Annotated in this window: 6 protein-coding genes; all 6 read left to right on the top strand. The window is 74.7% G+C overall.

Going from position 1 to position 14,729, the window contains the following annotated elements; translation table 11 throughout:
- The first annotated feature begins 28 nt into the window (after positions 1-28).
- The 6 genes from ACWY4P_RS05860 to ACWY4P_RS05835 all read left to right on the top strand — a co-directional run bounded on the left by ACWY4P_RS05860 (position 29) and on the right by ACWY4P_RS05835 (position 14,729).
- The gene (locus ACWY4P_RS05860) at positions 29-1,369 is read left to right on the top strand and encodes a beta-ketoacyl synthase N-terminal-like domain-containing protein (protein WP_456209053.1); all 1,341 of its coding nucleotides are present in this window, start codon (positions 29-31) and stop codon (positions 1,367-1,369) included.
- Between the two features lie 67 nt (positions 1,370-1,436).
- On the top strand, positions 1,437-8,066 hold the full coding sequence (locus tag ACWY4P_RS05855; RefSeq protein ID WP_456209052.1) for an SDR family NAD(P)-dependent oxidoreductase: 6,630 nt from the start codon (positions 1,437-1,439) through the stop codon (positions 8,064-8,066).
- A gap of 66 nt (positions 8,067-8,132) precedes the next feature.
- The gene (gene mptB / locus ACWY4P_RS05850; RefSeq protein ID WP_456209051.1) at positions 8,133-9,566 is read left to right on the top strand and encodes a polyprenol phosphomannose-dependent alpha 1,6 mannosyltransferase MptB; all 1,434 of its coding nucleotides are present in this window, start codon (positions 8,133-8,135) and stop codon (positions 9,564-9,566) included.
- Entirely contained in the window at positions 9,563-10,834 is a 1,272-nt protein-coding gene (locus tag ACWY4P_RS05845; protein WP_456209050.1) for a glycosyltransferase 87 family protein, read from the top strand. Before mptB ends, ACWY4P_RS05845 begins: the two co-directional genes overlap by 4 nt.
- Before the next feature lie 47 nt (positions 10,835-10,881).
- The gene (locus ACWY4P_RS05840) at positions 10,882-11,853 is read left to right on the top strand and encodes a lysylphosphatidylglycerol synthase transmembrane domain-containing protein (RefSeq protein WP_456209049.1); all 972 of its coding nucleotides are present in this window, start codon (positions 10,882-10,884) and stop codon (positions 11,851-11,853) included.
- A gap of 209 nt (positions 11,854-12,062) precedes the next feature.
- Positions 12,063-14,729 carry a YfhO family protein gene (locus ACWY4P_RS05835; RefSeq protein WP_456209048.1) on the top strand — a complete coding sequence of 889 codons (2,667 nt, stop codon included), beginning with the start codon at positions 12,063-12,065 and terminating at the stop codon, positions 14,727-14,729.

The following is a 14,729-nucleotide window of genomic DNA, read 5'->3' as shown; positions in this document are numbered from 1 at the left end:
TGACTGTGCTCAGCTGCGGCAGGGTGTCATGAGCCCGCCGAAATCTTCCCGCGAAGTCCGCGGCAGCCCCAGGGACGCCGTGGTGACCGGCCTGGGCTTCTGTCTGCCGGGCGACGGCGGGCCGGCCTTCACCGCTGGTCAGGTGTGGAACATCGCCTCTCGGGGCGGCTGCTGTCTCGCGCGGAACGGGACGTACTACGGCTCGGTCGATCTCTCCGACGGCATGTTCGCGGAGCGCGTTCCCGGCATCCCGGAATTCTTCTCCCGCCACTTCACCGACGCGCATCGCTTCGGATTGGTTTCGCTGGTGGAGGCGTGCGCGGATGCCGAACTGGACATCCAGGCCGGCCACCTGGGGGAAGCGGCGCTTCTCGTCGGGCGCGGCGGGGTCGACAGCAATGTCGAGAGTTATCTGGCGGCACTGCGCGCCGACCCCGCGCACACCGCGCCACTCGACGCGCTGGAACTGTTCGTCGCGGGCGGACAGGGCGGCACCCCCTCCGATGTCGCCGTGGTGCAAGGGGCGCTGACCCGCACCACCGGCCCGTGTTTCACGGTGGCCTGTGGCTGCGCGTCCGGATCCGTACAGCTCGGCCACGCCCAGCGCCTGATCGCGGCGGGAGAGGTCGAACTCGCCGCGGTGACCGGCGTCGACGTCTTCAACAGAGAGGTGATCCGGACGGCGGAACGCCTGTTGGAGGGCGCCCGGCGCGCCCATGAGGCGATGGGCGGTGAGCCCGGCATGCTGGGTCTCACCCCCTCGTCCGACGCCGTGATGCGGCCGTACGACCGGCGGTCCGAGTGCATCAACTACGGCGAGGGCGCGGCGACCGTCATCGTGGAAAGCCGCGAGCGCGCCCACCGGCGCGGCGCGCACATCTACGGCCAGGTGCTCTCCACCGCCCTGACCCGCGACGGGCTGGCGAACCCCCTGGGCGCCGATGACACCGGAGCCCAGTTGGCGAACGCCGTGCGCCGGTGCCTGGGGGAGCGGTGGCGGATCGAGGACGTGCCCTACATCCACAGCTGTGGCCACGGGGACTCGGCCGTGGCCGCCGTGGAGGCCGGCGCGGTCCGGACCCTGTACGGGGCGGCGGCGGACACCGTGCTGATCACCTCGCAGGACGCGTGCTTCGGCCACCACGGAGCCCCGGCCGGCTGCCTGGGCGCCGGCCTGACGCTGATGATGATGGAACAGGGCGCGGTGTGTCCCACCGCCAACTGCGAACAGCCCATGGACGGGCTCCCCTTCGACCCGGTGCCCGGGACGCGCGCCCGGCCGCTCGACTTCGACTACGCACTGTGCATCAGCTACCAGACCGGTGGTGTGAAGCACGCCATGCTGCTGGGCAGCCCCGACGCCACCTAGCGCCGACCCCAGCGCGGAACCACCCCTCACGGCCGACCCCGCCGTCGCACAACCCTCGGAGAACCCGATGAGTCAGAACACACACGCAGCCGGGCGACCGCCCGGCCAAAATCCCGGCCGTATCGCGGTGATCGGCATGGGCTGCCGGTTCCCGGGAGACGTCGACTCGCCCGCCGCGCTGTGGCGGCTGCTGATGGAGGCGCGGGAGGCGCTGGGGGATCCCCCAGCCGAGCGGGCGGAGCTGTGGACCCGGCACGGTGCCCCAGATCTCGGCGCCCAGGCCCTGGCGGACGGCACCCCCGTGCCCGTGCGCGCCGGGTATCTGCGCGACGTTTCCGGCTTCGACGCCGACTTCTTCGGCGTGTCCGGCCGCGAGGCGGACGTCCTCGACCCCCAGCACCGACTGCTGTTGGAGGTGGCCTGGGAGGCCCTGGAGCACGCCGGGATGCCACCGGAGCGGCTGGCCTCCACCTCGACCGGCGTCTTCACCGGGCTCAGCTACCACGACTACCTGGACTGCTTCGACTGGCAACCACATGAACACGAGGGCTCGATCCTGGCGAACGGGCACTGCGTGGCGGCGGGCCGGATCTCCTATCTGCTGGGCCTGCACGGCCCGTGCATGGCATTGGACACCGCCTGCTCCTCATCGCTGGTCGCGGTGCACCTCGCGGCCCAGGCGCTGCGCGCGGGGGAGTGCGACCTGGCCCTGGCCGGCGGGGTCACCCTGATGTTCGACCCCAAGATCACGCGCTCGTTCACCCGGATGGGCATGCTCTCGCACCGCGGGCACTGCCATGCCTTCGACGCCGCCGCCGACGGGTTCGTACGCGGCGAGGGCTGCGGGATCGTCGTGCTCAAACGCCTCGCCGACGCCGTACGGGACGGCGACCGGATCCTGGCGGTGCTGCGCGGCTCCGCCGTCAACCAGGACGGCCGGTCCGACGGACTCGCCGCCCCCTCGGCCGCCGCCCAGCGCGCCCTGTACGAGGCGGCGCTGGCCCGGGCCGGGGTCGACCCGCGCGATGTGGGGATGGTCGAGGCGCACGGCCCCGGCACCCCGGTGGGGGACCCGGTGGAGTTCGCCAGCCTCGCCGAGGTGTACGGGCGCGGCCCCGGCCGGTGCGCCCTGGCGTCGGTCAAAACCAACCTGGGCCATCTGGAACCCGCCGCCGGAGTGGCCGGGCTGATCAAGGCGGTGCTGTGCCTGGGCCACGGGACGATCCCGCCCAATCTGCACTTCACCCGCTGGAACCCGGCCATCGAGAACGCCGATGCGACGCGCCTCTTCGTGCCTACCGAACCGACGCGCTGGCCGTTGCTCACGACCTCCCGGCTGGCCGCCGTGTCCTCCTTCGGATTCTCCGGGACCAACGCCCATGTGCTGCTGGAGGAGCCACCCGCCACGTCGGCCCGCCGGCGGGTGCGGCCACCGCGGCGCGAGCGGGACGCGGCGCCCCTGGTCTTCCTGGTGCCGGCGGGCTCCCGGGCGGCCCTGCCGGCCGCGGCGGGGCGCCTCGCGGACTGGCTGGAGGACGAGGGCGCGGACGTACCGCTGCGCGACATCGCCCACACGCTGGCCGTCCGGCGCAGCCCGGGCCGCGGGCGGCTCGGCGTCATCACGGCGTCCCGGGGCGAACTCGTGCGAATTCTACGCGCGTCACAGGCGGGCCGGAGCCACCCCGCCGCGGTGACCGGGGAGGTGGGAGCCGCGGTGTCCCGGCGGCCGGTGTGGGTGTTCTCCGGCCAGGGCTCGCAGTGGCCGGGCATGGGGCGCGGCCTCCTGGAAGCGGAGCCCGCCTTCGCCGCCGCACTCGCCGAGGCCGATGAACTGATCGCCGAAGAGGCCGGGTTCTCGGTGCTCGACGTGGTGCGCTCCGGCGAACCGGTGACCGGCTGCGCGCGGGTCCAGCCGGTGCTGTTCGCCCTGCAGACCGCGCTGGCGGCGGCCTGGCGCGCCCACGGCGTGGAACCCGCCGGGGTCATCGGACACTCCATGGGCGAGGTCGCCGCCGCGGTCGTGGCCGGGGCGCTGTCCCTGGCCGACGGGGTACGGGTGATCTGCCGCCGCTCCGCGCTGCTGACCCGGATCGCCGGGCGCGGCGCGATGGCCACAGTGGGCCTGGGCGCCGACGACGTACAGGCCGAACTCGACGCCGGACTCGACGCCGGATCCGGGGCCGGAACCGGGGCCACGGGAGCCCCGGTCACGGTCGCGGTCATGGCGGCGCCCGACACCACGGTCGTGGCCGGAGACACGGCGCTCCTGGAGCGTCTGGTCGCCGGCTGGGAGGCGCGCGGCATACCGGCCGCCCTGGTCGCGGTCGACGTCGCCTCGCACTCCCCGCAGGTCGAACCGCTCCTGGCCGATCTGCGCGACGCCCTCGCCGATCTGACGCCCCGCGGGCCACGCGTGCCGTTCTACTCCACGGTGCTGGACGATCCGCACACCGTCCCCGCCTTCGACGCCGACTACTGGTGTGCCAATCTGCGCCGTCCGGTCAGGTTCGCCGCCGCGGTCGCCGCCGCCGCGGCCGACCGCCACCTGGTGTACGTCGAGATCGCCCCGCACCCGGTTGTCACCCACTCCGTCGCCCGCTGCCTGGAAGGCATGGCCGGCCTGGACGAGGGACAGGTCGTGCTGCCCACCCTGCGCCGCGACGAGGACGAGACGGCCACCCTCCGCACCCAACTGGCGGCTCTGCACTGCGCGGGCGTCCCCGTGGACTGGACACGGCTGTACCCCCGGGCCGCCCTCGCCGACGTCCCCACCATCACCTTCGACCGCAAACGCCACTGGACCGAGCCCGCCCTCTCGGCCGTTCCGGGCCGGCGGCCGGGCCCGGCCGCCGGCCCGCTGCCCGGTACACACACGGAGGTGCCCGGCGAACCCGTCCGGCACACCTGGCACGGCGAAGCCGGGACCGCGGCGCTGCCCTGGCTGGACGACCACAAGGTCTACGGCACCCCCGTGCTGCCCGGAGCCGCCCACTACGCCCTCGCGCTCACCACCGCCTGCGAGGTGTTCGACGCCGGGCCCACCGAAGTCGAGGTCACCGACGTGCACTTCCGGGAGCCGCTCCGGCTCGCCGAGCACACCGACATCAGCACCACGCTCACCCTGGCCGCCGCCGACCGCGCCGATTGCGAGATCTTCGGGCGCGGCGCCGACGGCACGTGGATACGGCAGTCCACCGCGGTGGTGCGCAGGCCGGCCGTACCGCCGAGGCCCCGCGCCGCGTCCGTCGAAACCCTCGCCCTGCGCCACCCGGTCCCCCTCGAACCGGCCTCCCTGTACGCCCATATGCGGGCCTGCGGCCTGCAGCACGGGCCGGCGTTCAACGGGATCACCGAGGTACACGCCTCCCGCCGCGGCCACAGCTTCTGGGCGCGGGTCGAGATACCCGAGGCGGCGCGCACTCCCGGGCACGCGCTGCGCGTCCACCCCGCCCTCGTCGACCTGTGCGGCCAACTCCTCATAGCGGGGCTGTTGCACGAGACCGACCACGGGCTGATCCTGCCGGTCCGGATCCGCTCCGTACGGGTCCTCGGCGATACCGCGACCGCGGTGTACTGCCACGCCCGCGTCGTCGAGGCCACGTCCGACACGCTCATCGGACACATCCGGCTGCTCGACGGTGCGGGCACTCCGGTCCTGGCCATCGACGGGCTGCGGCTGGCGCGCCACGCCGTCCCCGAGACCACCGAGGTCGACCACTGGTTCCTCGAGACCGGCTGGCACCGCGCCGAGCGGCCGGCACCCGCTGCCACCGCCCCGGCGGGGGACTGGCTGGTCGTCGGCGAGGGCGGGACGGACGCCTCGGCGCGGGAGCTGGCCGACGCCCTGCGCGCGGCCGGGGCGCGGGCCGACGTCTGGGACTGGCCGCCGGAGGATCGCCGCCTCGACGCCTTCCGCGAGTCCATGGCCGACCGCCTGGCCCAGGAAGCAACCACGGCCGTGGTTTTGCTGAGCGGCGCGGGGACCGGCGCGGACCCGGACACGGAGGCCCTCGCCCGCACCCGCAGGGCACTCGGCGCCGCCCAGGCGATCGCCGCCCGCGGGGCGGAGCCGCCGCGCCTGTACGTGGTCACCCGCGGCGCCCGGGCCGTGGCGCCCGGGGAGGCGGCGGATCCGGCGCAGAGCTCGCTGCGCGGGCTGGTGCGGGTGCTCGCGCTCGAACACCCGCGGATACGAGCCACGCTGGTGGACACCGCACCCACCGCGGGGGCCGACGCCGGGGTTGCTGACCTGGCTGGCGGCGCGGACCGCGCCAGGGCCACTGACCCGGCTGGGGCCATGGGCTCCGCGGGGGCCGCCGGACCGGCCGGGGCCACCGGCCCGGCCGACAACGCCGGGGCCGCCGACTCCGCCCAAGCCACCGACCCCGCCTGGCTGTCGGACCTCGTCGCGGAACTCCTCGCGGACGCGCCCGAGGACGAGGTCGCCTTGCGCGGCGCCGCCCGCCACGTCGCGCGGCTGGCGTACGCGCCGCTGACGGACGCCGAACGCAGCGCGGCCGCCGCCCGCACAGTGCGCTGCGGTGTGGACGGCTTCCGGTTGCGGGCGGGCCGGCTGGGGGATCTGGGCAGTCTGGAGCTCGCCGCGACGGGACGGCGGCGGCCGGGAGCGGGCGAGGTGGAACTGAGGGTGAGCGCGGCCGGGCTGAACTTCCGGGACGTCCTCACCGCCATGGGGCTGCTCCCCGGCGACAGCGACATCCGCTACCGCATCGGCTTCGAGTGCGCGGGCGAGGTGACCGCGGTCGGGGCGGGCGTCACCGACTTCGCCGTCGGTGACCGGGTGCTCGCCGCGGATGTGAACGGCGGAGCGTTCGGCTCGTTCGTCGTCGTCCCCGCCGAGGTGGTCGCCCCCGCCCCGGCCGGTCTCGACCCGGCCACCGCCGCCGGGCTGCCCATCGCGTTCCTCACCGCCTGGTACGCCCTGCGCCATGTCGCCCGGCTGGCCCCGGGGGAGCGGGTACTGATCCACTCGGCCACCGGCGGCACCGGCCTGGCCGCCATCGCGGTGGCGCGGTTGCTGGGCGCCGAGGTGCTGGCCACCGCGGGCAGCGAGGACAAGCGGCGCTATCTGCGCGGCATGGGTATCCCCCAGGTGATGGACTCGCGCTCGCTGGACTTCTGCGCGCAGACGCGGGCGGCGACCGGCGGGGAGGGCGTCGACGTCGTCCTCAACTCGCTGTCCGGCGCGGCGATCCGGGCCGGGCTCGAAACGCTGCGGCCGTTCGGCCGCTTCGTCGAGCTGGGCGTGCGCGACATCCTCTCCGACGCCCCGCTGGGCCTGGCGCCACTGCGCCACAACATCACCCTGAGCACGGTGGACCTCGGCGAACTGCAGCGCGACCGCCTGGCGGTGTTCGGCGCGGCGCTGCGCGAGGTGGTGGCCGAGTTGGCCGAAGGGCGGCTGGCGCCGCTGCGGTGTACGGCGTTTCCGCTGTCGGCGGCCACCGACGCGTTCCGGCTGATGGCGGGCGCCGGCCACATCGGCAAGCTGGTGCTGACCGTGCCGGAGGAGGGCGAGACCGGCGCCGTGCTGCCGGACGGGCCGCGGCCGGTGCGCGAGGGTGGGGCGTATGTGATCACCGGCGGTCTGCGCGGCCTGGGTCTGGCCACCGCGCACTGGCTGGCGGCCCGGCGCGCCGGACACCTCGTGCTCAACGGCCGCACCGCCCCCACGGCCGCCACCGCGCGGGCGCTCAGCGAACTGTCGGCCGCCGGGACCCGGATCACCGTGGTGCTCGGCGACATCGCCCGGCCGGGCACGGCCGAGCGCCTGGTGGCCGCGGCCACCGCGGACGGGACGCCGCTGCGCGGGGTGGTGCACAGCGCCATGGCGCTGGACGACGCGGCGGTCACCAACATCCGTGATGACCAGTTGCGGCGAGTGTGGGCGCCCAAGGCCACCGGCGCGTGGCGGCTGCACCAGGCCACCGCCGGGCAGTCGCTCGACTGGTTCGCGGTGTTCTCCTCGATGGCCTCCCTGTTGGGCAACCCCGGCCAGGGCGTGTACGCCGCCGCGAACGCCTGGCTGGACGGGTTCGCCGCCTGGCGCTCCGCGCGCGGGCTGCCCACGCTCGCGGTCAACTGGGGCCCGTGGGGCGAGACCGGCGTGGCCACCGGCTTCGCCGACCGCGGTTACGAGACCATCCCCACCGACCGGGGCATCCGGGCGCTGGGCGCCCTGCTGGCGCACGGCCGGGTACAGACCGGCGTGATCCCCGGCGAGCCGCGCACCTGGATCCCGGCGGCCGGGCGGCAGTCCACGCTCTTCGGCGCGCTGCTCCCCGGCGGCGGCGACGGCACAGACGGCGCCGACGGCACACAGCGCACGGGTGACGTGGGCGACTCCGACGACATCCGCGCCCGGCTGGCCGCCCTCCCCGCGGGCCTGGCCCGCCGCTCGGCCCTGGAGGCCTACCTGGGCGACCACATCCGCACGGTCTTGCGGCTCAGCGGCTCCACGCTGGACCCGCAGACCTCTCTGAAGGCCCTCGGCTTCGACTCCCTGCTGGCCATGGAGTTGCGCGTACGGCTCGAATCCGCCCTGGGCGTCGAGCTCGCCGCCAACTTCGTCTGGCAGCACCCGACGGTGGCGGAGCTCGCCGTCGGGCTCGCCGGGCACATGGGGTTGGACATCGCCGGGGGCTCGCCAGACGGCCGACACCTGACCGCCGACTGACGGTGACCGCAGCGTCAATTTTCGGCCACACGGCGGGCCAATTCTGGTCAGGTGCTGGTCCGTCGTGTGTTCCCTCGCCGTGTCGCCCTTGTCGTCCTCCCTCATCAGTGTCTGCTGCTCGGGTTCGCGGGCTCGTTGGCGCTGGCGACGGGAGGACGGACCGCCGGCGCGCTGCCCGTGGCGGACGTCCTGGTCCCCGATTCCGGCCGCGTCGCGCTCGGCCTGGTCAGTACGTACTTCGGCCTCGTGCTGCTGGTCGGGGCCTGGCTGATGCTGGGCCGCGCGGTACGCGGGCCACGGCCGCCCGGCCCGCACGCCCTGCTGCTGACCCTCGCCGCCTGGGCCGCCCCGCTGCTGCCCGCGCCCCCGCTGTTCAGCCGGGACGTCTACAGCTATCTCGCCCAGGGCGCCATGGTCGACGCGCGCATCGACGTGTACGTACACGGCCCCGCCCGGCTCGGCGGGCCGCTCGCCGCCGAGGTGGCGCCCCTGTGGCAGCACACCCCCGCCCCCTATGGCCCGGTCTCCCTCGCGTTCGAGACGGCGGTCGTGGGCGCCTCCCGCGCGGAGGTGTCCGCCGGGGTGTTCGGCATGCGGCTGGTCGCCCTGGCCGGCGTGGCGCTGATGATCCTCGCCCTCCCCGCGCTCGCACGCCGCTGCGGCACCGATCCGGCCGCCGCCCTGTGGCTGGGGGCGCTCAACCCGCTGTTGCTGCTGCACCTGGTGGGCGGGGCGCACAACGACGCCGTCATGATCGGGCTGCTCGGCGCCGGGCTGGTGGCCGCGACCGGCCGGTGGCCTGCCTGCGGCGCCGTGCTGGTCACCCTGGCCGCCCTGGTCAAGGCGCCCGCCGCGCTTGGGCTGCTGGCCGTCGCCGCGCTCTGGGCGGGCCTGCTGACGGGGAGATGGCGGCGTACCCGGGCCGCGCTGGCCACCGGCGCGCTGGCGCTCGGCACCACAGGCGTGGCCACGGCCGTCGCCGGCACCGGCTATGGCTGGATCACCGCCCTGACCACCCCGGTCTCCCCGGACAACTGGGCGCTGACCAGCGCCCTCGGCCGCGCCACCGGCGCCGGTCTGGACGCCCTCGGCAGCGGTCTGGCGCCGCTGGCCACCCCGGCCTGGCAGGTGCTGGGCCTGCTGGCGACCGCCGTCACCGTGTCGGTCGTCTGGCTGCGCGCCTCCCGCTCCCGCCCCGTCTACGCGCTGGGGCTGAGCCTGACGGCGGTGGCGGTGCTCGGCCCCGCGATCCGCCCCTGGTATCTGCTGTGGGGGCTGTTCCTCATCGCCGCCGCCGCGCCGAGCGGGCCGATACGCCGCGCGGTCGCCGCCGCGAGCGGGGTGCTCGCCCTGGCCGTACTGCCCAGCGGATTCGCGCCGGACCGACAGCAGTTGGCCTCCTCCGTGTGCGGCGGGGCGCTGGCGCTGCTCACGCTGTGGTGCGTCAAGTGGGCCCCGAGACTCGCCGCCGGGGACCGCTGGTCGGAGCACGCGGCATGACGGGGCCCACCACCACGCGCGGCCGGCTGCTGCTGACGCTCGGGCTGACCGGGGCCGTGGCGCTCTTCCTGGCCACCGTGCCGCTCCACCGGGACTGGTTCGACCTGAGCGTCTACTACGGGACCGTCGGCCACTGGCTGCACGACGGCGGGCGCATCTACGACTACACGGTGCCCGGAGCGGACGGCACCGACTACGGCTTCACCTACCCGCCCTTCGCGGCCCTGTGCATGCTGCCGATGGCCCTGGTGAGCTGGCCGGGCGCGATCACCATCTGCATGGTGCTCAACCTGGCCGCCTCGGCGGCCGTGCTGTACTGGCTGACCGGTCCCCTGGTGCGCCGGCACGCCCGGCACCGGTGGTTCGCCTTCGCCGTGGCGGCCTGCCTGTTCGCCCTGCTGGAGCCGGTCCGGGACACCTTCAGCTTCGGTCAGGTCAACCTGGTCCTGCTGGCGCTCGTGCTCTTCGACGCCTGGCTGCTGTCCACCGGCCGGGGCAAGTACGCCGGGTTCGGCATCGGCCTCGCCGCCGCGATCAAGCTCACCCCGGCGATCTTCATCTGCTATCTGGCCGTCACCGGGCGCCGCCGCGCCGCCGGGACGGCCGCGGGCACCGCGGCGGCCGCGACCCTGCTGGCCGCCTGGGTGGCGCCGACCGCGTCGCGGGACTACTGGACCGAGGACCTGTGGGACACCGACCGCATCGGGGTCGCCGCGTATGTCTCCAACCAGTCGTGGCGCGGCGTGCTGGCCCGGCTCGCCGACCCCGTCCCGCCGAGCGGCGTCGTCTGGGCGCTGGGGGCGCTCGCCGTCCTGGCCGTGTGGGCCCATCGTGTGCGGCGCGCGGGCGCCGTGGGGGACGAGGCGGCGGGGTTCGCGCTGACCGGCGTCGCCGCCTGCCTGGTCAGCCCGATCACCTGGGTGCACCACCTGGTCTGGCTGATCCCCGCCCTGACCGTGCTGGCCGGCACCGGGCTGCGGCCCGGCACGCCGCCCGCGCGCCGCCGCCGGCTGCTGTCCACGGCGGCCGCGGTGTATGTGATCCTGTGCAGCAGCGTGGTGTGGCTGTGGCGCTTCCATCCCAGCGGTCTGGACGGCTTCCTGGGCGGCAACGCCTACGTATGGATCTGCCTCGGCCTGCTGCTCGCCCTCCCGGTGCGCGAGCCGGCTGTCGCCGGGCGAGAGCCGGCCGTCGCCTGTTCGCCACCGCCACGCCGACCGGATGTCGACCGCGGTACGCCCCAACGCCTCCCACGGCGGACACCCTGACCACACCGCCCCCGGTCACTCGGCCCCCTCAGCACCTGTGAGCGCACATGCCCGCGACGATGCCCGAGCGGCAGAGCCTCCCCGCCCGCCGGCGGCTTACGCTGCGCCAGATCCTGTGCCTGCTGCCGATCGCCGTCGTCTCCGTATGGGTGATCGGGCACTGGTCGCTCATCGGGTCCGGCGCCCGTCAGCTCCTTGACGCCAACCCCTACTGGCTGCTCGCCGCGGTCGCCACGACCGGTCTCGGCTGGGTCGCCGTGTCCTTCGCCCGGCAGGGAACCGTCCTGGAACGGCTGCCTCCGGGGCGGCTGTTCGCCACCCAGTTCGCCGCGGGGGCGGCCAACCACCTGCTGCCGTCGGGGATCGGCGCGAGCGCGGTCAACATCCGCTTCATGACCGGCTGCGGCCTCCCGGCCGCCCGCTCCTCGGCCGCGCTCGCCCTGTACTTCCTCGCGGAGGCCACCGCCCGCATCGGGCTGCTGCTGGTCCTCCTGGCCGCCTTCCCCGAAGCGCTCAGGCTCGGGCCGCTGCTCCCGGACCGGATCGGGGCGGCGCTGCCGCTGACGGTCGGGGCGGCGGTCTGCGCCCTGGTGGTCGCGGTTCTGGCGATCCGTCCGGTGCGCCGGATCGTCCGTACCTTCCTGGTCACCGCGCTCACCGACGCCCGCTCCCTGCACGCCCGGCCGTCCAGGGCGCTGGCCCTGTGGGGCGGTTCGCTGGCCTTCCCCGTGCTACAGGCGGCCGGGCTCGCGGCGGTCGCCGTGGCGGTGGAACTGGACGTGCCGGCTCCGCATGTCGTGCTCGCCTATCTGGCCGCGACGGTCGTGGCCGCGGTCGTGCCGTCCCCCGGGGGCATCGGGTCCGTGGACGCCGCCCTGGTGATCGCGCTCGTCGCGGCCGGGGCCCCGGCGGACGCCGCCACCTCCGCGGTGCTCGCCTACCGCTTCATCACGGTGTGGCTCCCGCTGATTCCCGGAGCGCTGGTGCTGGGAACCCTGGTGCGCTGCAAGATCGTCTGAGTTTCCCCTCGCTGTCGAAAAGGTGAACACGGGAAATCCGAAGGATTAATTCCAGAAGTCTTCTCATCGTTCAGTAAATTCCCCGGACCGCGGGGCAACCAATCCCGGATTCGCAGGGTCAAACAGTCAGAGTGAGCGCGCCGCGCAATTGAAGTAAAAACCCACGCCATCCATCGGAATTGGATCCTGACGAATTCATGCGATCGCTCATGACCGGGCAACCGGCCCGCACCCGGCCGGACGACCAGCCGCACAGAGCAGCCGCGCCGCCCGCGCCCGACGCACCGCCCGACGCCCCGCGCGGCGTCCGCGCCCGGGCCGCCGCGCTCGCCGCCCTGGTCACGGTGGCCGCCGTCTGCCTCGGCGACGCCGTGGCCCGCAGCTACCCCTTCGGGTTCAGAACCCGCAGCGTGAACGACCTGGGCAACCAGTTCGTGCCCTTCCACGCCCACCTGTGGGACCTGCTGCACGGCCGTGGGTCCGGCGGCCTGTTCCTCAACTGGCAGTCCGGCTACGGCGCCAGCTTCCTGCCCGACCTGGGCACCTACCTCGGCAGCCCGTTCGCGCTGCTCGTCGCCCTCTTCCCGCGCGACGAGATCGACCTCGCGGTGTATGTGATCACGCTGCTGAAGATGGCTACGGCCGGTGCGGTGATGGCCCAGCTGCTGCTGACGCTGCGCCCCGGCCGGTGGTGGGCGGCCGGGGCGCTCGGCGCCTCGTACGCGCTGTGCGGCTGGTCCGTGGCCGAGGCCTCGTACAACCCCATGTGGCTGGACGGGCTGATCGCGCTGCCGCTGCTCTGCCTGGTCGGCCACTGGGCGCTGGCGGGCCGGCGGTTCGCCCTGGGCGCGGTGCTGGTCGCGCTCGTGTGGATCGCCAACTTCTACACGGCGTACATGGCCACCCTCGGCGCCGTACTGCTGCTGCTCACCCGGCTGCTGGTGGAACACGCCCCCACCGGCGTCCCGCTGCGGCAGCGGCCGGGGCCGGTGGCCCGGCTGGCGGGCGTCCTGGCGCTCGGCGTCGGCCTCGCGGCGCCCATGGTCTCGGTCGTCTACTTCGGCACCAAGCACGCCTACCCGGGCCGGGTCGTGGAGTTCTCGGCCAAGCCGTGGACGGACGTCATGGCCCGGCTGCTGCCGGGTACGTACAACTTCAGCAGCCCCGCCGTCTACGTCGACACGGTGGCCCTGCTGCTCGCCCTGACGCTGCCGTTCAACCCGGCGGTCCCCCGGCGGCTGCGGAGCGGCTGGACGCTGCTGGTCGCGGGGGTGACCCTGTCCTTTCAGTGGGGGCCCACCCAACTGGCCTGGCACGCCTTCTCCGTCCCCAACGGCAGCCAGTACCGCGAGACCTTCGTGCTGAGCGGGCTGCTGGTGACCGCCGCCTGGCTCTCCTTCGCCCACGGCACACCGGGCCGGCGCCCGCTGCTCGCCGGAGGCGCGCTGCTGGCGGTGATCGCGGCGGCCGCGTCCCGCGCCACCGAGCTGATGCGCCCCTGGACCTACCCGCTCCTGCTGGCCGGGGTCGCGGCGGTGGCGGCCGCCCTCCTGCTGGCCCACCTCGCCCGCCGGCACCGCCATCCGCTGCCCGCCGTCCTCGCCGTCGTCCTGCTGATCGGCGCCCAGGTGGGCCAGTCCGCGGCCACCATGGCCGTCGCCGACCGGCTGCGGCTGGGGCACCTGGACGACTACGCGCCCTGGGGACAGCGCCAGCAGACGCAGCAGGCGCTGATCGCGGACGCGGACGGCTGGCCCCGGTACCGTACGGACCCGGGCCGTGAGCAGACCGTCGGCAACGACCCGCTGCTGGTCGGCGGGCAGGGCGCGCAGTACTACAGCAGCCTCACCGCCGATGTGTTCAGCCGCACCCTCACCGCCCTCGGCGGCGGCTGGTACTCGCGCGGCCGGTCCGTGCAGAGCCTGGACAATCCGGTCACCGACGCGATCTTCTCGGTCGGCGCCCGCGTCCACTCCGCGCCCGATCCGCACCGGGACCCGAACGCGTCGACCGACATCGCGCCGTATGTCACCCGCGAGGCCGTACCGCCCCTGGTCACCGTCCGGCCGGCCGCCAAGAACGCCCCCGCGTTCGGCTCCTCGCCGTTCCGCAACCAGGAACTGCTGCTCGGGGCCCGGGTGTACACCCTGCCCGGCAAGATCTCGATACGCGCCGTGGACGGCGGGCCCGCCGCCCGCACCCCCGACGGGGGCTACCGACTGCCCCCCGGGCCGACCAAGCGGTCCCGCCCGAAAGCCCTCCTGACCACCACCTGCCCGGGCGGCTCCCAGGTGTTCCTGTGGGCGCCGCACTACTGGGGCGTCGCCGCGCTGCGCGGCGTGGACCGGCCCCCGGTCGGGTTCCGGGGCGACCACCCGGTCACCAAGATCGCCCCCATGCAGCCGCTGGGGAAGGCCCCGGCCTCCGGACGCGTCGAGGTGCGGCTGACCATCCAGAAGGGCGGCACCGTCCCCGCCGAATCCATCGGCTGCCTGGACACCGGACGGCTGCGCGCGGCCACAGACCGGCTCCGGGCCCAGGGCGCCACCGCCGTCCATGTTTCCGACAGCGTTTCAGACAGCGGCATCCGGGCCGAACTGCCCCCCGGCTCCCGCGGCATCGCCGTGGTCGCCGCCCCGCGGATCGCGGGCTGGCGCTGCGCCACGGGCGGCGGCCAGGACCGCCCGGCCGACAGCTACCTCGGCCTGATCGCGGTGGAGCTCGACGGCTCCGCCACCTCCATCGACTGCACCTTCCGCCCTCCCGGCCTGCGCCTCGGCACCGCCGTGGGAGCCGCCGCACTGCTGGTCCTGACCCTGCCGGCCGCATACCGGCTGCTGCGCAACCGACGGGAGAGCCGCCATGTCCATCATTGA

Source organism: Streptomyces sp. LZ34, from assembly GCF_053890475.1.
This window is presented reverse-complemented; position numbering and strand designations above follow the sequence as displayed.